The sequence below is a fragment of the Pseudomonas sp. HMSC066A08 genome (assembly GCF_001813025.1).
GTDB classification, from domain to species: Bacteria; Pseudomonadota; Gammaproteobacteria; order Pseudomonadales; family Pseudomonadaceae; genus Pseudomonas; species Pseudomonas aeruginosa.
In genome coordinates, this window is record NZ_KV811290.1 from 104900 (window position 1) to 131257 (window position 26358).

Consider the following 26358-nt stretch of genomic DNA (forward strand, 5'->3'; position numbering starts at 1 on the left):
AGGGCGGGTTGCGGCCGGCAGAGCCGGGTTGGCTCGGGCCGCAGGTCGATTAGATTCTGAGCGATAAATCAAACCTTATGCTACTTTCCCTGCACGTTCTTGCAATGGCTCTAGGGGTCGATTGGATTCTGTGTTATTTTTATAGCATGAATGGAAATTCTCGGCACCAGGTAATCAAGCGACTGCAGGCGGGACTCCCCCGTGGGGCGCCGTTCGACCTTGCCACCCTGAGCCAGTTCGGGGTGTCGCCCCAGCTCGCCGCCCACTATGCCGACGGCGGGTGGCTCGTGCGCCTGGCCCATGGCGTCTATGCCTTCCCGAACGATGAGTTCGGGGTCTACGGTGCGCTGAAGTTCCTGCAACAGCGCGTGCCCGGCCTGCACGTCGGCGGCAAGAGCGCCCTGGCCCTGCAGGGGGTGCGGCACAACCTGGGCAGCCGGGAGGCGCTGGTGCTGTGGGGCGACGGTCGCTTCGCGTTGCCGGCCTGGTTCACTTCGCGCTTTCCGGCCCGCTACGTCCACGCCCGCCTGTTCGACTGGCCGGACACGGCGCTGGCCGGCAAGACCCTGACCACGCCGCCTGGCCTGCCCGAGGATCTGCGGGTGGCAGCCCCCGAGCGTGCCGTGCTGGAGCTGCTGTACGAAGCCGGCGTCAAGCAGAGCCTCGAAGAGGCCCGCAACCTCTTCGATGGACTGCGTTCCCCCCGCAAGGACTTGCTCGGGCAACTGCTGTCCTGCTGCGCCAGCGTGAAGGCCGTGCGCCTGTTCCTGACCTGGGCGCGCGAGACCAGCCTCGTGGACGTCGATGCCCTGCTGGAGCAGTACCCGGTTCGCACCGGCAGCAACACGCGCTGGATGAGCCGGCTCGATGACGGCACCTTGCTGAGCCTGAGACCTCATGGATAAGACCTACGCGGACACCGTTCGCCTGCTGCTGGCCGTCGCGCCCGACGTGTTCGCCAACGACATCTTCGCCATGAAGGGCGGCACGGCCATCAACCTCTTCGTGCGGGACATGCCGCGCCTGTCGGTGGACATCGACGTGGTGTACCTCCCGTGGCAGACGCCGCGCGACGAAGCGCTGCAAGCCATCAACCAGGAGCTGGCCGCCATCGCCGCGCGCGTTGCGCCACTGGGCGTGCAGACACGCCTGGTTCGCGCCAAGGACCTGGGAGACACCAAGCTGATCGTCGAGAACGACGCCAGCCAGGTGAAGATCGAGGTCAACGTCGTGTTCCGCGGCAGTGTGCTGCCCGTCGAGCGGCGGCCGCTGAGCGCCAAGACCAGCGATCTGTTCGGCGTCGAGTTCGAGCTGCCGGTTCTGGCACCGGACGAGCTGTACGCCAGCAAGCTGGTGGCCGCGCTGGATCGACAGCACCCCCGCGACCTGTTCGACGTGTGGCAGCTCTACGAATCGGGCGACATCAGCGACGGCATGGTCGAGTGCTTCGTGATCTATCTGGCGGGCCACAACCGGCCGCCCCACGAAGTGCTGTTCGGCAACGACAAGGACATCGCCGGCGAGTACGAGCGGGCCTTTGTCGGCATGACCGAAGTGGACTGCTCCCTGGAGACGCTGCTCGACGCTCGCGCCAGGATGCGGCGCGAGCTGCCACAGCGACTGAGCACCGCGCACAAGCAGTTTCTGAGCGGGCTGGCGCGCGCAGAACCGGACTGGTCGCTGGTGCAGTGCCAGCACGCCGCGCAACTGCCGGCACTGCGCTGGAAGCTCGCCAATCTCGAAACCTTCCGCAAGCGCCGTCCCGACGACTTCGCAGCGCAATCCGCCGCCCTCGACACCGGCTTGGGCCAGAGCTGACGAACATCCCGCAGCTACCGGCTTGCCGGGATTGCCCCATGCCGCATTCATCGTGGCACCCGCGCAGCAGCGGCCCTATACCCAAAAGCTTCCGACAAAGGCCAAAGGGCTGGGAAGGGGCAAAGGAAGGGCGCCAAGGGGAAAGGCCCTATCCTGAAAAGGCCAAAAGGCGCCCCGAGCAGCCCGTCATCCGGGGTTCGCCATGCTCTCGCTGTTCCAGCGCAAAAGGGTGCCACCCGCCGCCGGCACACCGCCCACATCCGCCATCGAAACTCCGAAAGGGGCGATGCGGCCGGAGTCGGCCGCATCGCTGCTGACCACGCCGCGTCGGCAGAAACTGCTGGAACACATCTGGCAGCGCACATCGCTCTCGCGCCGGCAGTTCGCCACGCTCTACCTCGCCCCACTGGAGCGCTACGCCGAATTGGTCCAGCAGTTCCCGGCCTCCGAGAACCACCACCACGCCTATCCGGGCGGCATGCTGGACCACGGCCTGGAGATCGTCGCCTATGCGCTGAAACTGCGGCAGTCATACCTGCTGCCTGCGGGCGTCACGCCGGAGGCACAGGCGGCCCAGGCCGAAGCCTGGACTGCAGGCACGGCCTACGCGGCCCTGCTGCACGACATCGGCAAGATTGCGGTCGATCTGCACGTCGAGCATGCCGACGGCAGCGTCTGGCATCCCTGGCACGGCCCGCTGCGAAAGCCCTACCGCTTCCGTTACCGAAAGGAGCGCGAGTACCGCCTGCACAGCGCCGCCACCGGGCTGCTCTACGCGCGCCTTCTCGATCGGGACATCTTCGACTGGCTCAGCGGCTATCCCGACCTCTGGGCCGCGCTGCTGTACGTGCTGGCCGGCCAGTACGAGCACGCCGGCACGCTCGGCGAGCTGGTCGTGCAGGCCGACCAGGCATCGGTCGCCCAGGAACTCGGCGGCGATCCCAGCAAGGCGCTGGTGGCGCCCAAGCATGCTCTGCAACGCAAATTGCTCGACGGCTTGCGCTACCTGCTCAAGGAAGCGTTCAAGCTGAACCAGGCCGGCCCGGCGGACGGTTGGCTGACCCAGGACGCCTTGTGGCTGGTGAGCAAGACCGTCTCCGACAAGCTGCGCGCACATCTGCTATCGCAAGGCATCGACGGCATTCCGGCGAGCAATACGGCGGTGTTCAACGTGCTGCAGGATCACGGCATCGTGCAGCCAACGCCGGATGGCAAGGCGATCTGGAAGGCTACTGTCACCAGCGACGCCGGCTGGTCGCACGCCTTCACCTTCCTGAAACTCTCGCCGGCGATGATCTGGGATGCCGCCGACCGGCCGGCGCCGTTCGCAGGCCGTGTGCAGGTCGAAGAGGAACAGGCGGAGCCGACGCCGCAGGCGACAACGGTGGCCGATGGGCCGCGCGCCGAAGGCATCGAAGCTGCATCCGCGAGCACGGCGCCGATCGCATCCGCAGCCATGGACACCGGCGTGGCCGCGCTGCTCGACCTGCTGGGCGACACCGCTCTACCCACAGCGCCGGAGATCGCCGAGGCCGAGCCGACCCCTTCGACCGTGCCCCCGCCGCAGATGAGCCTCGCGCCTTCCCAGGATCGCGCGGAGCCCTCCGGGGCGCACTTCATGGCCTGGCTGCGTCAGAGCATCCAGACGCGCAAGCTCATCATCAACGACGCCAAGGCCCTGGTGCATACCGTCGTCGGTACGACCTACCTCGTCAGCCCCGGCGTGTTCCAGCGCTACGCGCAGGAGTACCTTCAAGTCGCCGCGCTGGCCAAGCAAGAGAAGCTGGAGGGGTGGCAGTGGGTACAGAAGCGCTTCGAGAAGCTGGGACAGCACCGCAAGCAGCCGAGCGGGCTGAACATCTGGACCTGCGAAGTCACGGGGCCGCGCAAGTCGCGCCGGCTGCACGGCTACCTGCTCGCCAGCCCGGATGCGCTGTTCCAGGAGACGCCGCCAGACAACCCATACCTGCGGCTCGTCAACGAGGCCGCAAAGCGCGAAGATTCAGCCCTTGGGGGCAAGGACGACGATCAGGCGTAGTCATGCGACCGCTGTGCGGGCCGGCTTCAATCTGCGGATGGGGCCGACTCTGCCAGCTTGGCTTCGGTCAGAGTCATCAAGTGGGCGGAACTGCATTTCAGCGCACGGGCAATCTTGAGGATGAGAGGGAGCGTGGGGACATGCTCGCCGCGCTCGATCTTGCCCATGTGCGACCGTTCGATGCCGGCCATGTGGGCCAGCGTTTCCTGAGCGATGCCCTGGTTGGTTCTTTCTTCCCGCACGGCAGCCCCAAACGCGATGGCTGGTTCCGCTTCGTAGGTAGTGGTGCCGGTGGGGCGGCCCCTTTGGATCGAACGCTTTGGCATTGCCAAGAGCGTCGAACACGGTCACGATTTAAACCACGTTAAACTTAACTCATTCAACGGCTTCGAGATCAGTTGCCACGAGTTCACCGCCTGGGGGAGCTGGACGTGGAATCGAGTGACATCACCGCCGAAATTCGCATGGCCGTCCTCGGCGAATGGGTGCCTCCCCAGCTCGCCGACGTGCTCGCCCTGCAGCGTGCCGAAGAGCCGGAGACCCATGCCGTCCTGGCCGGCTGGACAGATCCCGGTCGAGGCGCGGAGCTGCCGGACGACGGCTTCGACTTCGCCTTGTCTGCGGTTGCCCGGCAGTGGCCTGGCTGGGTATGCGAACCGCTGTGGCATGACACGCTGGCGGTCGCCGTGGCCAAGCGCTCCCACCTGCTGGCCTACCGTGAAGTGCCGTGTCAGGAAGTGCTCAAGCAGCCGTTGATCTGCTCGCAGTCCACGGCTCATGAACCATGGCGCATGACCGTGCAGCGCGTGTTCGAGAACGCGCTGCAGGAGCGGGAGCAAACGGTGGAGACATTCGATGTGGTGATGACGCTGGTTGCCGCCGGGTACGGGATCACCATTGCGCCCGCCGCGAGACTGGCGAGCTACCTACGCCGAGGCATCGCCATGCGGCCGCTGGCCGGCGCACCAACGATCGTGATGGCTTACCTGCTCCGTCGCGAGGCTTCCTTGTCGGACACCCAGGCAAGATTCGCCCACCGCGCGCGCTTGGTGTCCTGACGGACGCGTGGGGATCGCGGTTTCGCCACGATCCCGCATTCCTGCTGCTAGGCGACCCCGACTCGCGGCGGGGTCCATTCGCTCTCCTTCACGGCTGTGCTCACCGCTATGACGAGCTTGTCGAGATTGCCGGCCGTCACGCCCTCCAGTGCCGAACGCCCCCGCAGCATCGAGCGCGGTTGCAGCAGTGCATGGTAGATCTGCCAGGGGTCCGCACCCCTGGTCAGCTTCAGGACGGACTGGATCAGCTCGTGCTTGAGTGGGTCGAGGTGCCAGTCCGGCACGCGCTGGCCGCGGTTGCCTACGTTCAACGCCAGCAAGTTGCCCGCCTTGATCTCGTAGCTGATCCACCTGCGGGACTTGCCCGCCATCTTGGCAAACGCCGCGACGGGAAGGTTGTGCGGCGCTTCGAAGACATCGAACAGTTCCATCCTCTCGCGCTGAATGTCCGAAGGCACCAGCGGCGCGGCTGATCGAGGGGGCGCAACCGCCGGCAGCCGATGTGCGGCGGCAGAAACCAACGGCATGGCGTCACCCGGCTTCGTCACCAGCAGGATTGGCGAAGCGCTAACCGGCGTGGAGGGTGCATTTGCGGTTTGCTCACTCTGGAATGCGGGCACGCCTTCCAGATGCACGGTGAGTGGCATGCTGGCCGCCTCGACCTGGTTCTGCTCGAAGAGGTCGAGCCGATCGGCCCAGTCCTGCATCATGCGGCGACGCTGCTCCACGTACTCGGCATGGTTGTAGGTCGCGCTGACCTTGTTGGGATCGACATGCGAGAGCTGTGCATCCACCCAGACCTTCGGGTAGCCGATCTCGTTGAGCGCAGTGGACATCGTGCCGCGGATGCCGTGCCCAGTCAGGCGTTCCTGATAGCCCATGCGCTTGAGGGCACCATTGAGGGTGTTCTCGCTGATGCGCTTCTTCAAGTCGCTGTCGTGCCGGAAGAGGTGGCGCTGGGCCGGCTTGAACTCATCCAGCAGGTGCCGGACGATCTCCATGGCCTGAATCGACAGCGGCACGATGTAGGGCGGGATGTCCTTCGCCTGCTGCCGCTTCTTGCGCATATCCAACTGGAGTTGCTTCACGACGTCGGGCGGGATGATCCACAGCCCACGGTCCAGATCGAATTGATCCGGCGTCGCCTGTCGCAGCTCTCCGGTTCGCACGCCGGTCAACAGCAATAGCCGCAGCCCGAGCTGGGTCTGCCGCCTGCCGCGATAGCTGCGTAGCCGCTGCAACAGCTTCGGCAGCTCGGCCATGCGCAGGAACGGGTTGTGATTGACGGGTGGCAGTGGCATCGCCACCACATCGAGATCGGAGGCGGGGTTCTGTTCCAGGCCCGGCACGATCACCAGCGCGTAGCGGAACAGTTGGTTGAACCACGTCCTGACTTTCTCGGCGACGGAGAGTGCCTTGCGCTTCTCGATCTTGGCGATCACCTCCAAGAGGTCGGGACGCTTGATCTCATAGACCGACCGCTTGCCCAAGGCGGGCAGCACATCCTTGTCGAAGATGCGCGGAAGTATCGAGAGGGTCGTCTGCCGGCCTTCCTTGAGGCTGAGCCCGCGATGCTTGAGCCACTTGCGATACACCGCCTCGAAGGTGTTTTCGTCGGCGAGCCGGACAGCGGTGCGCTTCTGCTTGCGGTGAACGCGAGGATTGGTGCCTTTGGCCAGCAGGGCGCGCGCTTCGTCGCGCAGGCTGCGGGCCTCGCGAAGCGTCACCTCCGGGTAGGTGCCGAGCGACATCCGCTTCTGCTTGCCCGCCCAGTAGTAGCGGAAGTGCCAAGTCCTGCCCCCTGCAGCCGTGACGGCCAGGGAGAGGCCATCCAAGTCAGGGAGGGTGTATGCCTTGCCAGTTGCCTTGGCCTGTCGAACGGCCAGGTCTGAGAGTGCCATGCTCTTGCTCCTGAACATGAGTCAGGAACCAGATGCTGGTCACGTCGACCTCGCCCCTCCATCAACAATCCGGAATCAGCCGCGCCCGCAAAAATGGACTTGTTTGTGGACTTAAAAGTCCCGGCTGTAGGCGGATCGCAATGGACCACGGCAGAACATCAAAGAGAGGAAAAGTCCTTGTGTGGCAAGGACTTGCAGACTCTCTTGGACTTCTGCGGAAGTCCGCAGATTGATGCAGTGGAGCGGGCGAAGGGAATCGAACCCTCGTCATGAGCTTGGGAAGCTCAGGTAATGCCATTATACGACGCCCGCTCGGACGGCTTTTGCGGCCAGGGCGCCTTTTTACCAGATGCGCGGCGGCAGGTGAAGCCCGGGGTGGGGTTTTTGTTGATTTCGCTGGTTTTTTCCGCCAGGGGAGCGGGACTCCCCGTGGCGGTGGCGGTTAGCTGGCGAGGGCGGCGAGGGGGACGCTGGCGCCGTTGGGCTGGGGGCGGTAGATCGGGTTGAGCGGCTGCGTGCGCTGCGGGCGGAGGAAGGCCAGCAGGGCGTCCTGGGTCTGTTGCCAGGCGGCCTTGTGCTCGACGTCGATGAAGTGACCGGCATTGCGGATGGTGTGGAATTCCGCGCCACGAATCAGTTGGCCGAACTGGCGGGCTTCATGGGGCGTGGTGTAGATGTCCAGCTCGCCGTTCATGAACAGCACCGGAATCTCGATGCCGGCGAAGCTCTCGGTATAGCTATGGGCGTTCAGGCGCAGCACTTCGCGGATATGGAAGTGCATCTGGTGGTATTCGTGCTCGTCCAGGCTGCTGACGTGGCGGAAGTTGTAGCGCTTGAACAGCTGCGGCAGGTAGCGGCCGATGGTTTCGTTGACCAGGTTGCCGATCTGGGTGCGATCGCAGGCGGCGAGGTAGTCGAGGCCGCGATGAAGGTAGTCGAGCATGGCCGGGTTGAGCTGAGGCGAGAATGAGTTGACCACCGCCCTGCGGATCCGTCCGGGACGTTGCGCCAGGGCCAGCAGGGTGGCGACGCCGCCCCACGAGAACGACATCACCACGTCGGTACGGAAGCGTTCGATCAGTTCCAGCAGGATCCTGGCCTCGCATTCCTTGCTGATCGGCGTGCGGTTTTCGTTATGGGGTTTGGACTGGCCGGCATACGGCTGGTCGTAGAGCACCACGTTGTAATGTGGCTGCAGGTACTTCACGGTCTGGGCGAAGGATGCTGTGGTCGACAGCGAGCCGTTGACCAGGATGATGGTCTGCTGCGCCGAGGGGTTGCCGTAGAACTCGGTGTGGATCCTGTATTGCCCGTGGATCTCGATGATGGCTGTTTCCGGCCTCATGTCGCTTCCTCCTGGAATCGTTCGATGGGAACGCGGCGACCTGCTTGTCGCGGCGAATACAAAATGCTCATGGGCAGATGAAAGCGCCTCCCAATGACAGTTGAATGTCATTCGGAGGGATTTAATAAACTTTTAATTTTCAACGACTTACAGGCAAATAGAGTTCGTCCGAAACCCTTTCGGGTCTTGGCGATGCGGCTATTGGCCGGGCAGGAAAGGCCGGCGCCGAAGCGCGGGCAGTCACGCGGGCTTTCTTGGAAGTCGTTTGTGACTGATCAGTCACAACGTGAGCGTCAGTTAAGCAGCCAGCGTGCCGGGCTGCAAGCCCTGTTTCGCTTTTGGATGGGGGAAGGGGGGTTGGAATCCGACGAAATGCCGCGAGGCAAGTACCGATGCCGCGATTTCGGGATGCCGGGAAGGAAAGGGACGGCGCGGCCGCCGCCCCGGCGGTTCACTTGAGCAGGCTGGCGATGACTTCCGGCGTACGCGCCGCACGTGCCACGGCGCAGCTCTGCGGGGCGAGGAAGCGCGAGGTCTCCAGCCACTTCGGCTGCGGGTAGTAGGCGAACACGTAGCTGCCGCGCTTGAGGGTGTTGATCAGCCGGGCCGCCACGGCCGGGCGTACCGCAGGGCAGCCCTGGCTGCGGCCCAGGCGGCCGAGTCCGGGAACCACCCTGGGATCGGCGTAGGCAGCGGAATGCATGACGATGGCGCGTTCTTCGCTCTTGTCGTTGAAGCCCGGCTCCAGGCCAACCAGGCGCAGCGACTGGCCGTGCTTGCCGGTATAGAGCTGGCCGGTCTGGAACAGACCGATCGACGACTGGTAGCTGTTCGGCCGGTTGGAGAAGGAGGTGGCAAGGTCATCGCCGCTGTTCTTGCCGTGGGTCACCCACTCTTCGAAGAGCAGCTTATGGGCCTTCAGGTCGAATACCCAGAGGCGCTTGTCGCGCGACGGCCGCGAGTAGTCGATCACCGTCAGCAGGCCGTTGTCGCCGCCCTGGCTGGCGCTCGCACAGGCATAGGCGGTGAGGGCCAGTTCGAGGGTTGGCAGGCTGGCCTGGGGAGCGAGTTTCTGTAGGTCCTTGGCGGAGGGAAGTGGCATGGCGAACACCGGCCCGCTGGCCAGTGCGCAAAGGGTGGCGCCCGCCAGGCTCAGCCTGCGCAGGGCGGCACGGAGGAAGGTTGGCATACGAGCAGTATTCCCATCGGTTCAGTGTGGTTTTTACCGGATGAGAGGCATTGTGCTCGATTTTTGAACAACTTGCCGACTACTTTTTAAGCGATTTCGTCGGATTGTTCGGTGTTTCCGTGGCGATCACCGTGAAATCGGAGTCGCTGTGGGTGTCCCGGGTCGAGGCCCAGTCGGTGATCACCAGGGTACTGCCGACGTCCATGGCGCCCAGCATTTCGCGGACGAAGGTCGGGTCCATGCGGATCTTGCCCAGTTGCTCGGAGGGTGTCAGGCCCTGTCCCGGGTTACTCACCTGGACCACCGACCAGCGCAGGTTCGGCGAGGTCTCGCTGATTTCTTCCGGGGTCGGCTTTTCCAGCAGCGAGAACACCGCCATGCCGGTTTGCGGGCGTGCCGGCAACTGCACCGGTGCGGTGCCGATGCGCTGGCCGCCGCGGTAGACATAGGCGCGCTGGTCGGCGCGGCTGATCAGCACCGACAACGGACCGCGCTCCGCGCCGGGATCGTTCCAGGCGATTTCTCCGGGCTCCACCGGCAGCGTCACCGGTCGCCCGTCCGCTACCGTCGGCGCCAGCAGGCCGGGATGGTCGACTTCCTTCGGCGCGCTGCTGGCGTTGGAAATGATTACCGTGGTGGAACTGAATCCGGTGATGCCGTAGAGCTTCTTGGCGAACGCCATGGGCAGGCGGATGCAGCCGTGGGAGGCGGGATAGCCGGGCAGGTTGCCGGCGTGCAGGGCGATGCCGTCCCAGGTCAGGCGCTGCATGTAGGGCATGGGCGCGCTGTTGTAGAGGTCGGACTTGTGGTCGACGCTCTTTTGCAGGATCGAGAACACTCCGGTCGGGGTCTCCCGGCCCTTCTTGCCGGAGCTGAGGGTGCTGACCCCGATGGCGATGCCGTTGCGGTAGATGTAGGCCTTCTGTTCGGTGAGGCTGACCACGATGGTCACCGGTCCCTGCGGGGATACCTCCGGATACCAGAGGTACTCGCCGGGCTTCATGCTCTTCAGCCGCGCCTTGATGTCGGCCGGCGGCAAAGGCGCGTTCGCTGGGCCGGCGGGCGCCGCGTGGAGGCTGCCGACGGTGAAGGCCAGCAGCAGTACGGCAAGGGTTCTTTTCATCGGCGCTTTCTCTTGCTCCATGCGGGAAAGGCTGTCGCTCCGACAGACGCCATTCAGCTTAGCGTCGCTCGCGACGGCCGGCCAAACCCCTTCGGTCCGGCCTCTTCCGGTGGACAGGCGGTGGGCGGCGGGGGTTCACACCGAACAGATTTCTTCAGCATTCAGGGGGCGCCAGGCACCCGGCGACAACTGCGGGTCGAGACAAATATCACCCATGCGCTCGCGGTGCAGTCGCAGCACCTTGTTGCCGAAGTGGCCGAACATGCGCTTGACCTGGTGATAGCGGCCTTCGTGCAGGGTCAGGCGGGCGCAGCGTGGGCCGATCGGTTCGAGCTGCGCGGGGAGGGTGACCAGGTCTTCGAAGCGGAAGTGGAGGCCGGCGGCGAAGGCATCCACGTAGCGTTGGTCGATGGGCGCCTCGGTTTCCACGTAGTAGATCTTGTCGCGCCGGCTACCCGGCAGGGTCAGGCGGCGCGACCACTGGCCGTCGTTGGTCAGCAGCATCAGGCCGGTGGTGTTGTAGTCGAGACGACCGCCAATGTGCAGGTCGTCGCGCAGGTCTTCCGGGAACAGGTCGAGGACGGTCGGGTGTTGCGGGTCGCGGGTGGCGCTGACGCAGCCCATCGGTTTGTGCAGCATGTAGTAGCGTGCCGGCTTGCCAGCCTGGAGCAGCCGCTCGTCCAGCTCCACCCGGCTGAACACCCGCACCTCGTGGGTGCCGTCGCGCACCTCCTGGCCGTCCACGCGCAGGCGTCCACCGGCGATCAGCATCTGCGCGTCGCGGCGGCTGAGTTCGGGCAGATTGGCGAGGAAGCGGTCCAGGCGCATCAGTCGTCGGCGTCGGGCGGCAGCAGTTGCGCGCAGCGCGGACAGAGGCAGGCGCGGCGGCGCAGCTCGGCGGGAATCCGCTCCAGCGCGGCCGCATCGAATTCCGTGGTGAAGCACCAGCAAGCCTGGGTGGCGCTGGCAGGGGCGGCCAGGGTGCAGCGGTTGGATTGCTGGCACAGCGGGCAGCGGCCGGGATCGATTTCGCTGTTCATGGCGCGGAGGATGGCTGGCGGGTGCCCAGGGTGCAGCGCCCGGCGCGCGGATGCAAGCGTCGCGCGCCGGGTGGGGCGTTTCAGCGGCGAACGGCGTTGGTGATCCAGGGCTCCAGGCGCTGGCCGAAGCTGAGGTGCAGTTCCAGCGGTGCTAGCCGGTAGTTTTGTTCGTCGACCTTGGCGAACACTGCATGCCATTGTCGTGGCACGTTGATCGCGGCGAGGTCGGTACGGCTGATGTAGCCGCCGACCAGAGTCCTGCCTCCGTCGACCGCGGACCAGGGGCGCACCCGGCCCTTGACGATGGCGTAGCGCTGGCGCTCGGGGTAGCGCTGGCGCAGGGCGGCCAGGTCGAGGCCGGCGTCGACGATGAACAGTCGGCTGGCCTCTCCCTGCTCATGCTTCAGTTGGTGGCGAGCGGCTTCCATCTGGCTGGACAGCATTTCGTCCTTGGGCAGGGCCTTGCTGCGGGCGCTGGCCTCGGCCAGGCGCTCTTCGGCCAGGCGTACTTCGCGACGATAGGCCGGGCCGTCGAGCTCCAGGACCAGCAGCACCTGTTTTTCCTGTTGGCGGCGGTAGCGCCGTACGCTCTCTTCGTCGAGCGCGTCCGGGATGCTGAAACCGAGGGCGCGCATCTGCTCGGGCGGCAGCGGGGGAGCGAGGTCACTGGGCGGCTCGCTGCTCGGCGAGCGAAGCTCCAGGCGCAGTTCGACGCCACTGTTCTCTTCGCTCCAGAAACCGTAGGACCAGTTGCGCTGGAGCTCGCGCTGGCTGAGCACCAGCTTGCTTTCGGCCGCGCCGGACCGGTTCCAGGCGACGCCACCGAGGGCGGCCAGGTTCGCCGCCAGCAGCAGGAGGCTGCCGACGATCAGGGCGTTGCGACGGTTGCGATTCATGCGTCAGCCCTCGCGGCGATGCCCAGGGGCGTGCGCAGGCGGCGCAGGACCAGCAGGATCAGCAGGGCGCTGAGGCCGAGCACCAGGAAGAACAGGTACTTCGGCATCGCTTCCCACCACCAGTCGAAGAACTTGGTGTAGAGGAAGATGACGAAGAAGGTGATCCCGGTATTGCTCACGTCCGCCCAGTTGCATCGCGCGCCGAGCCAGATCACCAGGGCGGCGGCGATGAAGCCGGCGACCTGGTAGAGCCCCTCGATGAGCGCCGACGGCAGCGCCAGGTAGCTGCCTGAGCCCCAGTTGGCCAGCACCAGCATCGGCAGGAACAGGCCGAGCAGGGCGAACACCCGGTAGATCAGGGCGAAGCCGCTGAAGTTGCGCTGCTCGAAGCACAGCGGCACGGCGAAGATCAGCGCGGCGGCGGGGAAGAAGTTCTCCGGTCGCTCGCCTACGCTCAGCCAGTAGCCGCCGCCCCAGGTGCCGACGCGCGCGGCGATGAAGCCCATCACGCAGAGGATCGCCGCCGCCAGCAGCAGGCGGGCGTTGCACAGGTAGGCCAGGAGCAGGGCGTAGAGCGCCCAGGGCACCAGCGCCAGGTCGCTGGGGGTGACGTTGAATATCTGCCCGAGCATGGTCAGGTCGAGGACGAAGCAGGCGAACGCGACCATCGCCGCCAGCTTGCTGAAGTAGCCCGAGGCGTCCTTGGCCTGGACCCAGAGCGTGGCGAAGAACGCGGCGAAGGCGCTGCCGATCAGGATCGCCACCTGGGCGACGGTGGGGAACAGGCCCCAGAAGCGATAGAACAGCAGGAACACGCTGGCGGCGAAGGCCAGGGCGCCGAAGAACGAGGCTACCCGCATGCCCAGCGAAAGTTGCTGGCTGCGCAGGTCGTGGTCGATGTCGAAACGGTCGCGGTAGCTGTCCAGCAGGGCCAGGTGATAGTCGGCGAGTTGCCGGGCCTGGGCCGGTTCGAGGCGGAACGCCTGCTCCTGGTCGAGGCGTTGCAGCTCGCGCTGGAACACCAGGATGTCGTTGGCGCGCTGCTGTGCCTGGGCGCGGTCGATGGGTTGCATGCATGCTCCTTGAGCGGTTCCGGCGGAGCCGGCAGTCCTTGGTCGGCGCACTCTACCGAGAAACGCCGGCTGCGGTCACGTCCTGGAGGCCCGTGTCGTTGGTCGGATTCAGGGAATTTCCGTTTTTTCCTTCGGTCTCTATTGCAGCCGGGTTGCAACCGCCGCAACCGGCTTCCCGCTCCATCGGGATCTTGTCCAGGCGTGGTTCGGCTGCGTTCTGCGATGAAGGAGAATGCTGATGGTCATGCGATTGATCGGGCTGCTACTGGCGGCCTTCCTGATGAGCGGTTGCAGCGTTCGGGTGCCGGGCGCCTACGTCGAACTGGATCCGTTCGACGATGGCTACTACGGCTACGATCGCGGCGGCCCGCCCCATTGTCCTCCGGGCCACGCCAAGAAAGGCTGGTGCTGAGCCCTCTTCCTTTTCCCGAGTCTTCACGTCGTATGCGCGCCTCGCGGCGTCGCCGGTCGTCCGGCCGGTCGGCAGCGGGGCCGCAGGAGGCTGCCATGTGGCGCACATTCCTGAGAGTCCCGCTTCTTCTGCTTCTCGCCAGCCTGGGTGGCTGCGCGGTGTATGACTACGACTACGATGACGGCGATTGGCGCCACTATCGCGGCCAGCCCTACGGCTACGCCTACGAAGTGCCACGCTATCGCGTGTATGACGATGGCTGGCGCAGCGAACGGCGCTACTATTCGACTCGCTACTACGACCAACGCTACTACCCGGCGCCACGCCGCTACGATGGCCACCGCGACTACCGGCGCGAGCAATATCGCTACCAGCAGCGCTACCACGAATCGCGCCCGGCCCATCGTGGCGAGCGGCATCCGGGCAACTGGCAGCACGGCGGCCAGCCGCAATGGCGCGGGCATTCTCCGCAACGCTGGCAGCAACACGGGCGGCAGGATCGTCCGGGCCACCAGGGCCAGCAGGGCGGCACGCCTCGCTGGCGCAACTGAGGTGTGCAAGAAAAGACGGCGCCTGCGGGCGCCGTCGTGCTTTCCAGTCGAAAGTGCGGACCCTCTTGGCGCATTTGCTCGGCACACTCGGCCGACACCGAAACGAGGAGGTTCCCATGAGTCATTTTCTGTCGTTCGCCAAGGGCGCCCTGGCGATGTTCTGGCTCGTCGCGCTGGTCAACCTGGCCTACCCGCTGGGCGAGTTGCATCGACCGATCCTGCTGTTGTCCGGCGTGCTGGTGCTGGTCCATGCCGCCGAGATCCTGCTGCTCGACGGGCGTCTCAAGGCGCGCCCGGCACCTTGGCTGGAGCGCCTCCAGGTGCTGCTGTTCGGCGTCCTGCACCTGCGTAGCCTCGGCTGATTTACACAGGCTTTACTCTCGCCGCGGGCACCGCCCGCGCGCCGCACAGTCCGATGTGCAGGTTCCGGAACAGGCAATCCTCCCGCATCCGCAGGAGAGGCCGGAACCGCACAGGAGGCGCCATGCGTCGTTTGCTTTCCCTGCTGATCCTCGTCCTGCCGCTGTCGGCCTGCGTGGTCTACGACCGCGACGACCACCGGCATCGTCCCGACTACCGCTACGAGCGCTATCACGACCGCGACCGTGACAACCGCGGGCGCGACTGGAACCGTTCCTGGCAGGAGCGCCGCGACGACGGTCGCTGGCGCTGACCCTCAGGCGACGGCGAAGCGCCGGTCCTGTTCCAGCACCCGCTCGACGAACACTGCCGCGGCCGGCGACAGGCTGCGGCCGGCGCGGCTGACCAGACCGTAGGCGGAGCCCTTGGCGCGGGCGGGCTCGGCGCCGGCGGGCCAGGGCAGCAGCGCCAGGCGGCCGGCCTCGACGTCGGCGGCAACCACGTCCCAGGGCGCCAGGCTGATCAGCTCGCTGGAGCCGACCAGGCCCTTGAGCATCAGCACGTCGTCGCACTGTATGCCGAGCGGTTCTTCGCGTTGCAGCAGGCGCGCCAGGTCGCCGCGGACTGCCTCGGGCAGGCGCGGGCCGGCCAGCGGGTAGTCGGCCAGTTGCTCGGCGCTCGGCCTCACCAGACGCAGCAGCGGATGGCCGGGGCGGCAGAAGAGCACGCCGGGATGCTCGCGTAGCGGGTGGATGCGCAACTGCGGATCGCCTTGCAGCTCGCGGATATCGGCGACGAAGAGTTCGACGGCGTCATCCAGCAGGCGCTGGCGCAGGGTCTGCCAGTCCTCGATGAGCAGTACGACGCGCACGCGTGGGTGGGCGCTGGAGAAACCGGCCAGTGCCTCGGGCAACAGCCGTGCGGCGGGGAAGGGACCGCCGCCCAGGCGTAGCTCGCCGCTGTCGAGATTGCCCAACTGGCTCACCGCGTTGTGCAGCGCGCGATGCCCGGCCAGCAGGCGCCGAGCGTGTTCCAGCACCAGCCGGCCGTGGGCCGTGAGGGCCACGCCGCGGCTGCCGCGCTCCACCAGGGTGCAACCCAACTGTCCCTCCAGCGCCTGGATGCTGCGTGACAGCGCCGGCTGGCTGAGATTCACCGCTTCGGCGGCGCGGGCATAGTGGCCATGCTCGGCGAGGGCGACGAAGTGGCGGAACTGGCGTAGATCGCTCATGCGGACTCCGCATCGAATGTGGGGCTGGAATGCATTGGAATTATTGTCGTGCCTCTCGGCATAGTGCCAGCCGAAGCCCACAACAATAAAACGGAGTATCCGATGAGCCGTCTGCTCGCACTCCTGGCGCTCGCCCCGCTGCTCGCCGGCGCCGCCGAAACCACCGCGCCCAAACCGCCCAGTGCCTTCACCGTCGAGGCCCAGCGACGGGTCGAAGCGGAATTGCCTTTCGCCGACCGCGCCGACTTCGAGCGCGCCGAACGCGGCCTGATCCGGCGCCCGGAGCGGTTACTCATCCGCAACCCCGACGGCAGCGTCGCCTGGCAGCTCGGAGGCTACGACTTCCTCCTCGACGGCAAGCCCCGCGACAGCATCAATCCCAGCCTGCAACGCCAGGCCCTGCTCAATCTCAAGTACGGCTTGTTCGAGGTTGCCGAGGGCATCTACCAGGTGCGCGGCTTCGACCTGGCCAACATCACCTTCATACGCGGCGACAGCGGCTGGATCGTGGTCGACACCCTGACCACCCCGGCCACCGCCAGGGCGGCCTACGAGCTGGTCAGCCGCGAGCTGGGCGAGAGGCCGATCCGTACGGTGATCTACAGCCACGCCCATGCCGATCACTTCGGAGGCGTGCGCGGTCTGGTAGAGCCGCAGCAGGTCGCCAGCGGCGCAGTGCAGATCATCGCTCCGGCCGGCTTCATGGAGGCCGCGATCAAGGAGAACGTCCTGGCCGGCAACGCCATGATGCGCCGCGCCACCTACCAGTACGGCACGCAACTGCCCAAGGGGCCGCAGGGGCAGGTCGACATGGCCATCGGCAAGGGGCTGGCGCGCGGACCGCTGAGCCTGCTGGCGCCGACCCGCCTGATCGAAGGCGAGGGCGAGGACCTGGTGCTGGACGGCGTGCCGTTCACCTTCCAGAACACGCCGGGTACCGAATCGCCGGCGGAGATGAACATCTGGCTGCCGCGGCAGAAGGCCCTGCTGATGGCCGAAAACGTAGTCGGCACCCTGCACAACCTGTACACCCTGCGCGGCGCCGAGGTACGTGATGCGCTGGGCTGGAGCAAGTACATCAACCAGGCGCTGCATCGTTTCGGCAGGCAGGCCGAGGTGATGTTCGCAGTGCACAACTGGCCGCGCTGGGGCAACGCGGAGATCGTCGAGGTGCTGGAGAAACAGCGTGACCTGTACGGCTACCTGCACGACCAGACGCTGCACCTGGCCAACCAGGGCGTGACCATCGGCCAGGTGCACAACCGCCTGCGCCTGCCGCCCAGCCTTGACCAGGAATGGTACGACCGCGGCTACCACGGCTCGGTCAGCCACAACGCACGGGCCGTGCTGAACCGCTACCTGGGCTACTACGACGGCAACCCGGCGACCCTCGACCCGCTCAGCCCGGAGGACTCGGCGGGCCGCTACGTGGAATACATGGGCGGCGCCGAGCGCCTGCTGGAGCAAGCGCGGGCGTCGTACGCCAGGGGCGAGTACCGCTGGGTGGTCGAGGTGGTCAACAGGCTGGTCTTCGCCGAGCCGGATAACCGGACCGCGCGCGAGCTGCAGGCCGACGCCCTGGAGCAGCTCGGCTACCAGGCGGAGAACGCCGGCTGGCGCAACAGCTACCTGAGCGCCGCCTACGAACTGCGCCACGGCGTACCGCGCGACCAGCCGACGATGGAAGCCGGCAGCGCCGATGCCCTGGCGGCGATGGACACCGGCCTGCTGTTCGACTATCTCGGCGTGCGCCTGGACGCCGGCGCTGCGGAGGGCAAGGCGCTGAGCATCAACCTGCGCCTGCCGGACATCGGCGAGAACTACCTGCTGGAACTGAAGAACTCGCACCTGAACAACCTGCGCGGCGCGCAGAGCGAGGACGCCGGGCAGACCGTGAGCATCGACCGCGCCGATCTCAACCGGCTGCTGCTCAAGGAGGTATCGGCGGTACGCCTGGTCTTCGAGGGCAAACTGAAGAGTTCCGGCAATCCGCTGCTGCTGGGGCAACTGTTCGGCATGCTCGGCGACTTCGACTTCTGGTTCGATATCGTCACGCCGGCGGCGAAGTCCGAAGGCTGACGACGAAGGCGCCCGAGAGGGGCGCCTGGTCTTTTCAGTAGGCCACGGTGAAGCGCTGGCGATGATGACGGGGCTGCTCGGCCTCGTCGAGCATGGCTACCGCCAGGTCTTCCAGGGAAATCCGGCTCTCGCCCTTGGCGTCGAACAGGACCTGGTCGCCGCCGAGGCGGAACTTGCCGCTGCGCTGGCCGGGTTCGAGGAGCATCGCCGGGCTGAGGAACACCCAGTCCAGTCGTTGCTCGCCGCGCAGTTGGTCGAGGGCGTCGGCGGCGCCGAGGGCGCCCTGCTTCCACTGCTCGGGGAACTCCGGGCTGTCCACCAGGCGCTGGCCGGGAGCGATTTCCAGGCTCCCGGCGCCGCCGAGAACCAGCAGGCGCGGCACGCCGGAGCGTTTCACGCCGTCGAGAATGGCCTGGCTGCCGGCGGCGTGGCGGGCACGGAGGTCGGAGCTGCCCCAGCCGCCGTTGAAAGCGCTGATGACCACCTCGTGGCCTGCCACGGCGCTGGCCACCTGGGCCGGGTCGCTGACGTCCGCCTGCACGACGCCGAGGCCGTCGCGCGCCGCCAGCTTGCCCGGGTCGCGGACCAGGGCGGTCACCGCGTGGCCGCGTTGCAGGGCTTCGTTGAGGAAATAGTGGCCGACGTGGCCGGTGGCGCCGATCAGGGCGATTTTCATGCTGCACCTTCCGTTCGAGAAATGCCGCGGAGCGGCGTCGATCAGCATCATCCGCCCTGCGCTCGCCGGGATAAACCGCTGCGCGGGGGATGCACTCGTTAGCCCAGCTTAATAATCAGACCTCCTCGCTGTCGCTCATCAGGGTCAGGCTGCGGGCCACGGCGAGGGCGATGAACAGGACCCCGATTACCCCTTCGCTGCCGGCCAGCAGGCGCGCCAGCGGGTTGATCGCCTGGATGTCGCCGTAGCCCACGGTGGTCAGGGTCACCAGGCTGTAGTAGACGAAGGTATCCAGGCCGAGTGCGCCATGGCTGGCGATGAAGCTGGCCGGCTGCATCTGTTCGACCATGTAGTAGGCGAGAGCGAAGGCCAGCGCCATCTGCAGGTAGAGCGCGCAGAGTCCGTAGAGCAGCTCGTGGGTCACGGGGCGCTCCTGGGTGACGCGACGGAACAGCGCGGCGAACAGGGTCAGGTACAGCAGGATCAGGCTCAGCCCGCGCAGCAGGCCGGGCGGCAGGCTGGAGTAGGGACTGCTGAAGTCCGCAGTGGTGTACAGGGCCAGGCTGAACAGGCCGAAGAAGGCCGTCAGGTAGACCAGCGGGCTGCGTCTGCGCAAGGTGTTCATCCCGGCCAGCACCAGCAGCAGGAGGCTGCCGAGCACCCGTGGCTTGGTGCTCGACGGCAGGCCGAGGATCGCCGTGAACAGCACGGTGGAAAAGAACAGCAGGCGGAAACGGTAACGCAGCAGCAGGGCGTTCAAGGCGGACTCCTCGCATCGTCGAATCGACCAGCCTGGGCGCGGACCCGCCTGCCTGTCTATTGGCCTTGGGTCGGATCGAACAATTTCTGCACCACGGAAAAGTCCCGCTCCGCATAGCCCTGCTTCAGCAGCAGACGGTACAGGCTCAGCGCCAGGCTGCCCATCGGCGTACTGCTGGCGCTGGCCTGGGCGGCTTCCTGGGCCAGGCCGAGGTCCTTGGCCATCAACTGGGCCATGAAGCCGCCGCTGTAGTCGCGCGACGCCGGAGCGTTCTCCATCACCCCCGGCCAGGGGTTGTAGACTTCCAGCGCCCAGTTGCCGCCGGAGCTGCGGCGCATGATCTCGGCCAGCACCTTCGCCTCGAGGCCGTTGGCCACGCCCAGTGCCATGGCTTCGGCGGTACCGATCATCAGCACCGCGAGGAGCTGGTTGTTGCACACCTTGGCCACCTGGCCGGCGCCGTCGGGGCCGGCATGGAAGATGTTGCGGCCCATGGCCTCGAACAGCGGCCGAGCCCTTTCCAGTGCTTCGGCGTCGCCGCCGACCATGAAGGTCAGGGTGCCGGCCGCCGCGCCGGCAGTGCCGCCGGACACCGGCGCGTCGAGCATCGCCAGGCCGCGTTCGCGCGCGGCGGCGTGGACCTTGCGTGCCGAGGTCGGGGCGATGGTCGAGCACTCCAGCACCAGTGTGCCGGGGGCGATATGCGCGAGCAGGCCATCGTCGTCGAGGTACAGGCCTTCGACGTGCTGGCTGGCCGGCAGCATGCTGATGACCACGTCGGCGCCCTGCACCGCGTCGCGGGCGCTGCGGGCGGCGCTGGCACCGGCGGCGACCAGGCCGTCGACGGCGCTCTGCACCAGGTCGAAGACGTTCAGCAGGTAGCCGGCCTTGAGCAGGTTGGTGGCCATCGGCGCGCCCATGTGGCCGAGGCCGATGAAGGCGATCTGTTTCATGGAGCTCCTCCTGTGGCGGCCGCGAGGCCTCTTGGGGATGCTGTGAAACAGCTTAGACGCTATGGACGCGGCGGGCGCGCGCCCTCCCACGGCAGAGGGCGGCGCGGCGGATCAGAGCCCCGCCAGCGGATGCTCGCCCTCCCAGGTCGGCTCGAAGTGCGCCTCGATCACCGCCTGCGGGATCGCGTCCACCTGCGGCCAATGCCAGTTCGGTGCGTTGTCGCGATCGATCAGCCTTGCGCGTACCCCCTCGGCGAAGTCCGGATGGCGCGTGCAGTTCAGGCTCATGGCGTATTCCAGGCGGAACACCTCGGCCAGCGACAGGTAGCGCGCACGCTCGATCTGCTGCCAGACCAGATGCGCGGTCATCGGGCAGCCCTCGGCCAGGGTCTTCGCGCCACGCGCAAGCAGCGGGTCGGCGTCGTCGCGCAGCGCCACCAGCGCCTGCCAGGCGCTCGCCAGGTCCGGCTGGTCGAGCAGTGCGTCCAGGCGCGACCGGCGCGGGAGCAACTGGGCCTCCGGCAGTTCGCCGCGGGCCTCGTGTTCGAGGGCGCGAAGCAGGCTGTGAAGTTGCACCTGGGGCGCCTCGTTCCAGTTCATCTGCACCAGGCCGGCGAGCAGGGCGTCCTGCTGGTCGTCGAGAAGGAAGCGGTCTGCCAGGTCGAGGTCGAGGGCGTCGCGGGCGTTCATCTGCGCCGCGCTCAGGCCGAGGAACAGGCCGAGCCTGCCGGGCAGGCGGGCGAGGAACCAGCTGGCGCCGACGTCCGGGTACAGGCCGATGCCGATTTCCGGCATCGCCAGGCGGCTGGACGGGGTGACGATGCGAATCCCGGCACCCTGCATCAGCCCCATGCCGCCACCCATCACATAGCCGTGCGCCCAGCAGATGAAGGGTTTCGGGTAGGTGTGGATGCGGTAGTCGAGGCGGTATTCATCGGCGAAGAAGCGTCGCGCCAGGGCCGGCACCTCGCCGGGATGCTCGCGGCAGGCGTCCACCAGCTTGCGCACGTCGCCGCCGGCACAAAAGGCCTTGGCGCCGTTGCCGCGCAACAGCACGCAGGCGATGCCGGCGTCCTCGGCCCAGGCGTCGAGTTTCGCCGCCAGGGCCTCGATCATCGGCAGGGACAAGGCGTTCAGGCTCTTTTCCGCATCCAGGGTGGCAATGCCGATGCGGAAGCCATGCAGGCTCGGGCGTTCTTCGAAAAGCACGTTCATGTCGGGACTCTCGGCTCGGGCGGGCTGTGGCGCAGCCCGCCGGGTTCGATGGGAAGGCTCAGCAGTTGCGCCACTTGGGGTCGCGCTTCTCGAGGAAGGCGTTGACCCCTTCGCGGGTGTCCTGGGCGTCGAACAGATCGACGAAGCGCTCGCGCTCCTCCGGCAGCCAGGTGTTCGGCGCGCGTTCGCGGGCCCCCTGGATCAACGGCTTGATGGTGCGGATCGCCACCGGGCTCTGGCGTGCCACCTTGGCCGCCAGCAGCAGGGCTGCGCCGCGCGCCTCGCCGCTGTCCACCACCTGTTCGACCAGGCCGATGCGCAGGGCGGTTTCCGCGTCCACCCGCTCGTTGCAGAGGATCATCCGCTTGGCCCAGCCTTCGCCCACCAGCCAGGGTAGCGCCTGGGTCCCGCCGGCGCAGGGCAGCAGGCCCACCGCGGCCTCCGGCAGGGCCATCTGCGCCTGGCGCTCGGCGATGCGGATGTCGCAGGCGAGGGCGCACTCCAGGCCGCCACCCATGGCGTAGCCGTTGATCGCCGCGATCGACACCCCGCGGAAATCGCGCAGCGCCTCGAAGGCCTCGCCGAAGCGGCGGGCCATCTCGCGAGCGCGGGCCTTGTCGCCGTCGGCGAACATGTTCAGGTCGGCGCCGGCGGAGAAGAACTTCGGCCCCTGGCCGGTCACTACCAGGGCGTAGATATCGTCGTCGCGGTTGAGGTGCTCGATCAGTTGGCGCAGGCCGATCAGCGAGTCGCGGTCCCAGGTGTTGGCCGGCGGGTGGTTGATGGTGATCAGCGCGGTATGCCCGTGCTTCTCCACGGTGAGCTTGTGGGTCAGGTCGAAGGAGGAAGCCTTGTAGGGTTCGACGGCAGTGTTCATGAAGTCCCTCACTGGATCATGGGCCGGGGCGTCCCGGCACTATCGGATGCGATGGTTCGCGGCGTTCACAGCAGGCGATCGAGCATGCCGCCCTGCTCCAGCAGGCGGCGGGCGACGATCACCCGCATGATTTCGTTGGTGCCTTCGAGGATCTGGTGCACGCGAGTGTCGCGTACCCAGCGCTCCAGCGGATAATCGTTGAGATAGCCGTAGCCGCCGTGCAGTTGCAAGGCCTCGTTGCAGACATCGAAGCAGCGGTCGGTGGCGAAGCGCTTGGCCATTGCGCAGTACAGGGTCGCCTCGGCGTCGCCGCGGTCCAGCCGATGGGCGCCGAGGCGCACCATCTGGCGGCTGGCGGTGAGTTCGGTGAGCATGTCGGCGAGCTTGAACTGCAAGGCCTGGAAGGTCGCCAGAGGCTTGCCGAACTGCTCGCGTTCCTCGACGTAGCGCATCGACTGCTCCAGCGCCGCCTGGGCGGCGCCCAGGGAGCAGCTGGCGATGTTCAGGCGGCCGCCGTCGAGGCCTTTCATGGCATAGACGAAGCCCTGGCCCTCGGGGCCGATGCGGTTGCCGGCGGGGATGCGCACGCCTTCGAAGGTGATGGTGCGGGTCGGCTGCGCGCGCCAGCCCATCTTGTCCTCGTTGCGGCCGTAGCGGATGCCGGGCGCGTCGGCCGGCACCAGGAAGCAGGAGATGCCCTTGGCGCCGTCCTCGCCGGTGCGCGCCATGACGATCAGCACCTGGGTGCTGCCGGCGCCGGAAATGAAGCACTTGCTGCCGTCCAGCACGTATTCGTCGCCCTCGCGGCGGGCGCGGGTGCGCAGGCGCGCGGCGTCGGAGCCGGCATCGGGCTCGGTGAGGCAATAGGACGCGAGCGACTCGCCGCCGATCAGGCCGGGCAGCCAGGCCTCCTTCAGCGCCGCGTCGCCGAACGAGGCGAGCATCCAGGCGGCCATGTTGTGGATGCTGATGTAGGCGGTAGTGGCCACGCAGCCGGCGGCCAGTTGCTCGAAGATCAGCGAGGTGGACAGCCGTGACAGGCCCAGGCCGCCGTCTTCCTCGGCGATGTACAGGCCGAGGTAGCCCTGTTCGGCGGCGGCGCGGATGACTTCCACCGGGAAGTGATGGTCGCGGTCCCAGTCGGCCGCCTTCGGCGCCAGTTCGTGGCGGGCGAAGGCGCGGGCGCTCTCCACCAGCAGGCGTTGTTCTTCGGTGAGGTCGAAATCCATAGGTCCTCGGGTCACTTGAGATGGATGGTCATGTTCGGGCCGGCCGACGATTCGGCGGTCGTCGGTTCATCGTCGAACCAACGGCTGGTGACGGTCTTGGTCTCGGTATAGAAGCGCACAGCCTGCTTGCCGTAGGCGTGCAGGTCGCCGTAGAAGGAACCCTTCCAGCCGGTGAAGGAGAAGAACGGCAGCGGTACCGGGATCGGCACGTTGATACCCACCTGGCCGACCTGCACCGCGTGCTGGTAGCGCCGAGCGGCGCCGCCGGAGCGGGTGAACAGGCTGGTACCGTTGCCATAGGGGTTGGCGTTGACCAGGGCGATGGCCTCTTCCAGGCTTTCCACCTCCAGGCAGGCCAGCACCGGGCCGAAGATTTCCTCGCGGTACAGGCCCATCTTCGGCGTCACTGCGCGGAACAGGGTGGGACCGAGCCAGTTGCCGTTGGGATAGCCTTCGACCTGGCACTGCGAGCCGTCGAGCAGGCACTCGGCGCCTTCCGCCTTGCCTTCGGCGATCAGGCGCAGCACGCGCTGGCGTGCCTGTGGGCTGATCAGCGGACCATAGGCGGCGTCCGGGTCCTGCCAGTGGCCGGGACGCAGGGCGGCCATCCGCTCGGCCAGCTCGGGAATCCACTCGCGCGCCGCGCCGACGAACACCGCCGCGCTGATCGCCATGCAGCGCTGGCCGGCGGCACCGCAGCTGGCGCCGACCAGGTTGCCGAGGACCTGGACCTTGTTCGCGTCGGGGAGGATCACCATGTGGTTCTTCGCCCCGGCGAAGGCCTGCACCCGCTTCAGGTGCGCGCTGCCGGTGCGGTACACGTGCTGGCCCACGGCGACCGAGCCGACGAAGGAAATCGCCCGGATGTCCGGGTGGGTGAGGAGGGCATCGACCTGCTCGCGGCTGCCATGAATCACCTGCAGCACGCCCTTCGGCGCGCCGGCCTCGAGGAACAGCTCGGCGAGGCGGTTGGGTGTCAGCGGATCCTGTTCGGAGGGCTTGAGGACGAAGGTGTTGCCGCAGGCGATGGCCAGCGGGAACATCCACAGCGGGATCATCGCCGGGAAATTGAACGGGGTGATCCCGGCGCACACGCCGAGGGGCTGGATCCAACTGGCGGTGTCGATTTCGCGGGCGACGTTTTCCACCGTCTCGCCCATCATCAGGCTGGCTACGTTGGCGGCGTGTTCGACCACCTCGATGCCGCGCCACACGTCGCCCTTGGCATCGGCGAGGTTCTTGCCGGTCTCCCGGGCCAGCAGTTCGCCGAGTTCGTCGTGGTGTTCCTTGAGCAGGTGCTGGTAGCGCAGCATCAACCGCGCTCGCTCGGGAGCCGGGACTTCGCGCCAGGTCTCGAAGGCGCGCTGGGCGCTGGCGATGGCCTGCTCGATCTCGTCGGCGGTGGCCTTCGGTGCCAGCGCGAGGACGTCCTGGGTCGCCGGATCGGTAACTTCGATCAGCTCGCGGGAACGGCTGCCGCGCCATTCGCCGTCGATCAGCTGGGGGATTGCCTTGGCCATCGTCGCCTCTGCTTCCCGGTGGGCCGGGATGTTGTTTTGAGTCGTTATAGCCGGCCGCAAGCCGCCTGTGGATTGACGATCTTGCGCAGGAGATGGACGATCTTGGGATTCAGACTGCCGAGTCGCGTCGCCGTGAAGCGTTCCGTACAGACCTCCGCCTGGCCCCTGCCCAACCAGGGTGTGCGTTTCATCACGCCGCCCCGCCTGCGTCGCGCCCTGGCCCGCCATCCGCTCGGCCAGGCCTGCTACCCGCTGGCCCTCGGTTACTACCCGGAGGCGCATGGCCACCATATGCAGCGGCGCGCGCCGGACGACTACCTGTTGATCTACTGCCGTGCCGGACGCGGCTGGCTGGAGTGTGCCGACGAGCGCGTCGAGGTCGGCGGCGGCGACCTGCTGGTCCTGCCCAAGGGCCTGGACCATGCCTACGGCGCAGACTCGCAGCGGCCATGGAGCATCTACTGGGTACATTTCGAAGGCGGACTGGCGGAGGATTTCCTGCGTCCGCTGGGCAGCGCTCCGCGCCTGCGCCTGGGCATGCAGCCGCGCCTGCTGGCGGAGTTCGACGCTCTGCTGGCGCTGCGTCGCCAGGGCCTCAGCCTGCCGCACTTCATCCATGCCGCGCACCTGTTGCAGGGCCTGCTCACCTCGCTGGCGGTGCGTCCGGCGCGGGCCAGCCTGAAATCCGGGCGTGTGCTGGACATCGACGCGGTGCAGGCGCTGATGCGCGCGCACCTGCACGACAGCCTCAACCTCGACGAGTTGGCGGCGCAGTTCAAGCTGTCGCGCTTCCATTTCGCCAAGACCTATCGCGCCCTGACCGGCCAGGCGCCGATCCAGGATTTCATCCAGATGAAGATGGCCCATGCCTGCCGCCTGCTCGACGAGGGCGCGCTGGAGGTGCGGCAGATCGCCGAGCAGCTCGGCTACGCCGATCCCTATTACTTCTCACGGCTGTTCCGCAAGGTGGTAGGCATGGCGCCCAGTCACTACCGGGCGCTGCACCAGGGCTAG

At 66.9% G+C, this 26358-nt stretch carries 27 protein-coding genes and 1 tRNA gene; 10 read left to right on the plus strand and 18 right to left on the minus strand.

Annotation, left to right across the window (positions count from 1 at the left end):
* Positions 1-146: 146 nt before the first annotated feature.
* The 3 genes from HMPREF2886_RS09710 to mobH all read left to right on the plus strand — a co-directional run bounded on the left by HMPREF2886_RS09710 (position 147) and on the right by mobH (position 3856).
* Positions 147-905 carry a type IV toxin-antitoxin system AbiEi family antitoxin domain-containing protein gene (locus tag HMPREF2886_RS09710; protein ID WP_017462895.1) on the plus strand — a complete coding sequence of 253 codons (759 nt, stop codon included), beginning with the start codon at positions 147-149 and terminating at the stop codon, positions 903-905.
* A complete protein-coding gene (locus tag HMPREF2886_RS09715; RefSeq protein ID WP_019486756.1) occupies positions 898-1818 on the plus strand; it encodes a nucleotidyl transferase AbiEii/AbiGii toxin family protein in 921 nt (306 codons plus the stop codon). Before HMPREF2886_RS09710 ends, HMPREF2886_RS09715 begins: the two co-directional genes overlap by 8 nt.
* Before the next feature lie 202 nt (positions 1819-2020).
* Entirely contained in the window at positions 2021-3856 is a 1836-nt protein-coding gene (gene mobH / locus HMPREF2886_RS09720) for a MobH family relaxase (RefSeq protein ID WP_023083157.1), read from the plus strand.
* A gap of 26 nt (positions 3857-3882) precedes the next feature.
* Here the strand turns inward: mobH and HMPREF2886_RS09725 are convergent, their stop codons facing one another.
* Positions 3883-4182 carry a helix-turn-helix domain-containing protein gene (locus HMPREF2886_RS09725; RefSeq protein ID WP_003282197.1) on the minus strand — a complete coding sequence of 100 codons (300 nt, stop codon included), beginning with the start codon at positions 4180-4182 and terminating at the stop codon, positions 3883-3885.
* Positions 4183-4287: 105 nt separating this feature from the next.
* Between HMPREF2886_RS09725 and HMPREF2886_RS09730 the strand changes: the two genes are divergently transcribed.
* Positions 4288-4914, plus strand: a complete 627-nt coding sequence (locus HMPREF2886_RS09730) for a LysR substrate-binding domain-containing protein (RefSeq protein ID WP_019486759.1) — start codon at positions 4288-4290, stop codon at positions 4912-4914.
* Between the two features lie 47 nt (positions 4915-4961).
* Here the strand turns inward: HMPREF2886_RS09730 and HMPREF2886_RS09735 are convergent, their stop codons facing one another.
* From HMPREF2886_RS09735 to HMPREF2886_RS09775, 9 genes are all read right to left on the minus strand, one after another.
* Positions 4962-6815, minus strand: a complete 1854-nt coding sequence (locus HMPREF2886_RS09735) for a tyrosine-type recombinase/integrase (protein WP_023083156.1) — start codon at positions 6813-6815, stop codon at positions 4962-4964.
* A gap of 238 nt (positions 6816-7053) precedes the next feature.
* Positions 7054-7127: transfer RNA gene (locus tag HMPREF2886_RS09740), tRNA-Gly, on the minus strand.
* A gap of 130 nt (positions 7128-7257) precedes the next feature.
* Positions 7258-8160 (minus strand): (R)-3-hydroxydecanoyl-ACP:CoA transacylase, encoded by a 903-nt coding sequence (gene phaG, locus HMPREF2886_RS09745; protein WP_058017382.1) that lies wholly within the window; start codon positions 8158-8160, stop codon positions 7258-7260.
* Between the two features lie 451 nt (positions 8161-8611).
* Positions 8612-9349, minus strand: a complete 738-nt coding sequence (locus tag HMPREF2886_RS09750) for a murein L,D-transpeptidase catalytic domain family protein (RefSeq protein WP_039027227.1) — start codon at positions 9347-9349, stop codon at positions 8612-8614.
* A 79-nt stretch (positions 9350-9428) separates the two neighbouring features.
* Positions 9429-10472 carry a L,D-transpeptidase gene (locus HMPREF2886_RS09755; RefSeq protein ID WP_070747205.1) on the minus strand — a complete coding sequence of 348 codons (1044 nt, stop codon included), beginning with the start codon at positions 10470-10472 and terminating at the stop codon, positions 9429-9431.
* Positions 10473-10607: 135 nt separating this feature from the next.
* On the minus strand, positions 10608-11300 hold the full coding sequence (locus HMPREF2886_RS09760) for a 16S rRNA pseudouridine(516) synthase (RefSeq protein WP_039027228.1): 693 nt from the start codon (positions 11298-11300) through the stop codon (positions 10608-10610).
* Positions 11300-11512: a cysteine-rich CWC family protein gene (locus tag HMPREF2886_RS09765; RefSeq protein WP_033978412.1), complete on the minus strand. Its 213-nt coding sequence runs from the start codon at positions 11510-11512 to the stop codon at positions 11300-11302. Before HMPREF2886_RS09765 ends, HMPREF2886_RS09760 begins: the two co-directional genes overlap by 1 nt.
* Before the next feature lie 80 nt (positions 11513-11592).
* Complete coding sequence (locus tag HMPREF2886_RS09770; protein WP_070747207.1) at positions 11593-12408, minus strand: DUF4824 family protein; 816 nt, start codon at positions 12406-12408, stop codon at positions 11593-11595.
* Entirely contained in the window at positions 12405-13481 is a 1077-nt protein-coding gene (locus HMPREF2886_RS09775; RefSeq protein WP_070747209.1) for a DUF2157 domain-containing protein, read from the minus strand. Before HMPREF2886_RS09775 ends, HMPREF2886_RS09770 begins: the two co-directional genes overlap by 4 nt.
* Before the next feature lie 232 nt (positions 13482-13713).
* Between HMPREF2886_RS09775 and HMPREF2886_RS09780 the strand changes: the two genes are divergently transcribed.
* The 4 genes from HMPREF2886_RS09780 (at position 13714) to HMPREF2886_RS09795 (ending at position 15117) form a co-directional block, all read left to right on the plus strand.
* The gene (locus tag HMPREF2886_RS09780; protein WP_073649092.1) at positions 13714-13893 is read left to right on the plus strand and encodes a hypothetical protein; all 180 of its coding nucleotides are present in this window, start codon (positions 13714-13716) and stop codon (positions 13891-13893) included.
* A gap of 95 nt (positions 13894-13988) precedes the next feature.
* Positions 13989-14444, plus strand: a complete 456-nt coding sequence (locus tag HMPREF2886_RS09785; protein ID WP_042163839.1) for a hypothetical protein — start codon at positions 13989-13991, stop codon at positions 14442-14444.
* A 116-nt stretch (positions 14445-14560) separates the two neighbouring features.
* Positions 14561-14806 carry a DUF1145 domain-containing protein gene (locus HMPREF2886_RS09790; protein ID WP_033972509.1) on the plus strand — a complete coding sequence of 82 codons (246 nt, stop codon included), beginning with the start codon at positions 14561-14563 and terminating at the stop codon, positions 14804-14806.
* Positions 14807-14928: 122 nt separating this feature from the next.
* The gene (locus tag HMPREF2886_RS09795; RefSeq protein ID WP_024916407.1) at positions 14929-15117 is read left to right on the plus strand and encodes a hypothetical protein; all 189 of its coding nucleotides are present in this window, start codon (positions 14929-14931) and stop codon (positions 15115-15117) included.
* A 3-nt stretch (positions 15118-15120) separates the two neighbouring features.
* Here HMPREF2886_RS09795 and HMPREF2886_RS09800 read toward each other — a convergent pair whose 3' ends face one another.
* Complete coding sequence (locus HMPREF2886_RS09800; protein ID WP_058178224.1) at positions 15121-16035, minus strand: LysR family transcriptional regulator; 915 nt, start codon at positions 16033-16035, stop codon at positions 15121-15123.
* Positions 16036-16137: 102 nt separating this feature from the next.
* Between HMPREF2886_RS09800 and HMPREF2886_RS09805 the strand changes: the two genes are divergently transcribed.
* Positions 16138-18114 (plus strand): alkyl/aryl-sulfatase, encoded by a 1977-nt coding sequence (locus HMPREF2886_RS09805; RefSeq protein WP_058172997.1) that lies wholly within the window; start codon positions 16138-16140, stop codon positions 18112-18114.
* 34 nt (positions 18115-18148) lie between these two features.
* Here the strand turns inward: HMPREF2886_RS09805 and HMPREF2886_RS09810 are convergent, their stop codons facing one another.
* The 7 genes from HMPREF2886_RS09810 to HMPREF2886_RS09840 form a co-directional block, all read right to left on the minus strand.
* A complete protein-coding gene (locus tag HMPREF2886_RS09810) occupies positions 18149-18790 on the minus strand; it encodes an NAD(P)-dependent oxidoreductase (RefSeq protein ID WP_070747211.1) in 642 nt (213 codons plus the stop codon).
* 115 nt (positions 18791-18905) lie between these two features.
* Positions 18906-19550, minus strand: coding sequence for a potassium channel family protein (locus HMPREF2886_RS09815; protein ID WP_003085490.1), 645 nt, complete (start codon positions 19548-19550; stop codon positions 18906-18908).
* A 56-nt stretch (positions 19551-19606) separates the two neighbouring features.
* Positions 19607-20503 carry a 3-hydroxyisobutyrate dehydrogenase gene (mmsB, locus tag HMPREF2886_RS09820; protein WP_033978425.1) on the minus strand — a complete coding sequence of 299 codons (897 nt, stop codon included), beginning with the start codon at positions 20501-20503 and terminating at the stop codon, positions 19607-19609.
* 111 nt (positions 20504-20614) lie between these two features.
* Positions 20615-21718, minus strand: coding sequence for an enoyl-CoA hydratase/isomerase family protein (locus tag HMPREF2886_RS09825; protein ID WP_033972517.1), 1104 nt, complete (start codon positions 21716-21718; stop codon positions 20615-20617).
* A gap of 58 nt (positions 21719-21776) precedes the next feature.
* The gene (locus tag HMPREF2886_RS09830) at positions 21777-22595 is read right to left on the minus strand and encodes an enoyl-CoA hydratase (RefSeq protein WP_003085498.1); all 819 of its coding nucleotides are present in this window, start codon (positions 22593-22595) and stop codon (positions 21777-21779) included.
* 65 nt (positions 22596-22660) lie between these two features.
* Positions 22661-23824, minus strand: coding sequence for an isobutyryl-CoA dehydrogenase (locus tag HMPREF2886_RS09835; protein WP_033972518.1), 1164 nt, complete (start codon positions 23822-23824; stop codon positions 22661-22663).
* Positions 23825-23835: 11 nt separating this feature from the next.
* Positions 23836-25344 carry a CoA-acylating methylmalonate-semialdehyde dehydrogenase gene (locus HMPREF2886_RS09840; protein ID WP_070747213.1) on the minus strand — a complete coding sequence of 503 codons (1509 nt, stop codon included), beginning with the start codon at positions 25342-25344 and terminating at the stop codon, positions 23836-23838.
* A gap of 132 nt (positions 25345-25476) precedes the next feature.
* On the opposite strand from HMPREF2886_RS09840, the gene HMPREF2886_RS09845 reads away from it, so the two are divergent.
* Positions 25477-26358, plus strand: a complete 882-nt coding sequence (locus HMPREF2886_RS09845) for an AraC family transcriptional regulator (RefSeq protein WP_033972601.1) — start codon at positions 25477-25479, stop codon at positions 26356-26358.

Bases quoted from the DNA above. Each gene is read 5' to 3' on its own strand.
- HMPREF2886_RS09710 (WP_017462895.1), top strand. From the start codon at position 147: ATGAATGGAAATTCTCGGCACCAGGTAATCAAGCGACTGCAGGCGGGA.
- HMPREF2886_RS09715 (WP_019486756.1), top strand. From the start codon at position 898: ATGGATAAGACCTACGCGGACACCGTTCGCCTGCTGCTGGCCGTCGCG.
- mobH (WP_023083157.1), top strand. From the start codon at position 2,021: ATGCTCTCGCTGTTCCAGCGCAAAAGGGTGCCACCCGCCGCCGGCACA.
- HMPREF2886_RS09725 (WP_003282197.1), bottom strand. From the start codon at position 4,182: ATGCCAAAGCGTTCGATCCAAAGGGGCCGCCCCACCGGCACCACTACC.
- HMPREF2886_RS09735 (WP_023083156.1), bottom strand. From the start codon at position 6,815: ATGGCACTCTCAGACCTGGCCGTTCGACAGGCCAAGGCAACTGGCAAG.
- phaG (WP_058017382.1), bottom strand. From the start codon at position 8,160: ATGAGGCCGGAAACAGCCATCATCGAGATCCACGGGCAATACAGGATC.
- HMPREF2886_RS09750 (WP_039027227.1), bottom strand. From the start codon at position 9,349: ATGCCAACCTTCCTCCGTGCCGCCCTGCGCAGGCTGAGCCTGGCGGGC.
- HMPREF2886_RS09755 (WP_070747205.1), bottom strand. From the start codon at position 10,472: ATGAAAAGAACCCTTGCCGTACTGCTGCTGGCCTTCACCGTCGGCAGC.
- HMPREF2886_RS09760 (WP_039027228.1), bottom strand. From the start codon at position 11,300: ATGCGCCTGGACCGCTTCCTCGCCAATCTGCCCGAACTCAGCCGCCGC.
- HMPREF2886_RS09765 (WP_033978412.1), bottom strand. From the start codon at position 11,512: ATGAACAGCGAAATCGATCCCGGCCGCTGCCCGCTGTGCCAGCAATCC.
- HMPREF2886_RS09770 (WP_070747207.1), bottom strand. From the start codon at position 12,408: ATGAATCGCAACCGTCGCAACGCCCTGATCGTCGGCAGCCTCCTGCTG.
- HMPREF2886_RS09775 (WP_070747209.1), bottom strand. From the start codon at position 13,481: ATGCAACCCATCGACCGCGCCCAGGCACAGCAGCGCGCCAACGACATC.
- HMPREF2886_RS09780 (WP_073649092.1), top strand. From the start codon at position 13,714: ATGCTGATGGTCATGCGATTGATCGGGCTGCTACTGGCGGCCTTCCTG.
- HMPREF2886_RS09785 (WP_042163839.1), top strand. From the start codon at position 13,989: ATGTGGCGCACATTCCTGAGAGTCCCGCTTCTTCTGCTTCTCGCCAGC.
- HMPREF2886_RS09790 (WP_033972509.1), top strand. From the start codon at position 14,561: ATGAGTCATTTTCTGTCGTTCGCCAAGGGCGCCCTGGCGATGTTCTGG.
- HMPREF2886_RS09795 (WP_024916407.1), top strand. From the start codon at position 14,929: ATGCGTCGTTTGCTTTCCCTGCTGATCCTCGTCCTGCCGCTGTCGGCC.
- HMPREF2886_RS09800 (WP_058178224.1), bottom strand. From the start codon at position 16,035: ATGAGCGATCTACGCCAGTTCCGCCACTTCGTCGCCCTCGCCGAGCAT.
- HMPREF2886_RS09805 (WP_058172997.1), top strand. From the start codon at position 16,138: ATGAGCCGTCTGCTCGCACTCCTGGCGCTCGCCCCGCTGCTCGCCGGC.
- HMPREF2886_RS09810 (WP_070747211.1), bottom strand. From the start codon at position 18,790: ATGAAAATCGCCCTGATCGGCGCCACCGGCCACGTCGGCCACTATTTC.
- mmsB (WP_033978425.1), bottom strand. From the start codon at position 20,503: ATGAAACAGATCGCCTTCATCGGCCTCGGCCACATGGGCGCGCCGATG.
- HMPREF2886_RS09825 (WP_033972517.1), bottom strand. From the start codon at position 21,718: ATGAACGTGCTTTTCGAAGAACGCCCGAGCCTGCATGGCTTCCGCATC.
- HMPREF2886_RS09830 (WP_003085498.1), bottom strand. From the start codon at position 22,595: ATGAACACTGCCGTCGAACCCTACAAGGCTTCCTCCTTCGACCTGACC.
- HMPREF2886_RS09835 (WP_033972518.1), bottom strand. From the start codon at position 23,824: ATGGATTTCGACCTCACCGAAGAACAACGCCTGCTGGTGGAGAGCGCC.
- HMPREF2886_RS09840 (WP_070747213.1), bottom strand. From the start codon at position 25,344: ATGGCCAAGGCAATCCCCCAGCTGATCGACGGCGAATGGCGCGGCAGC.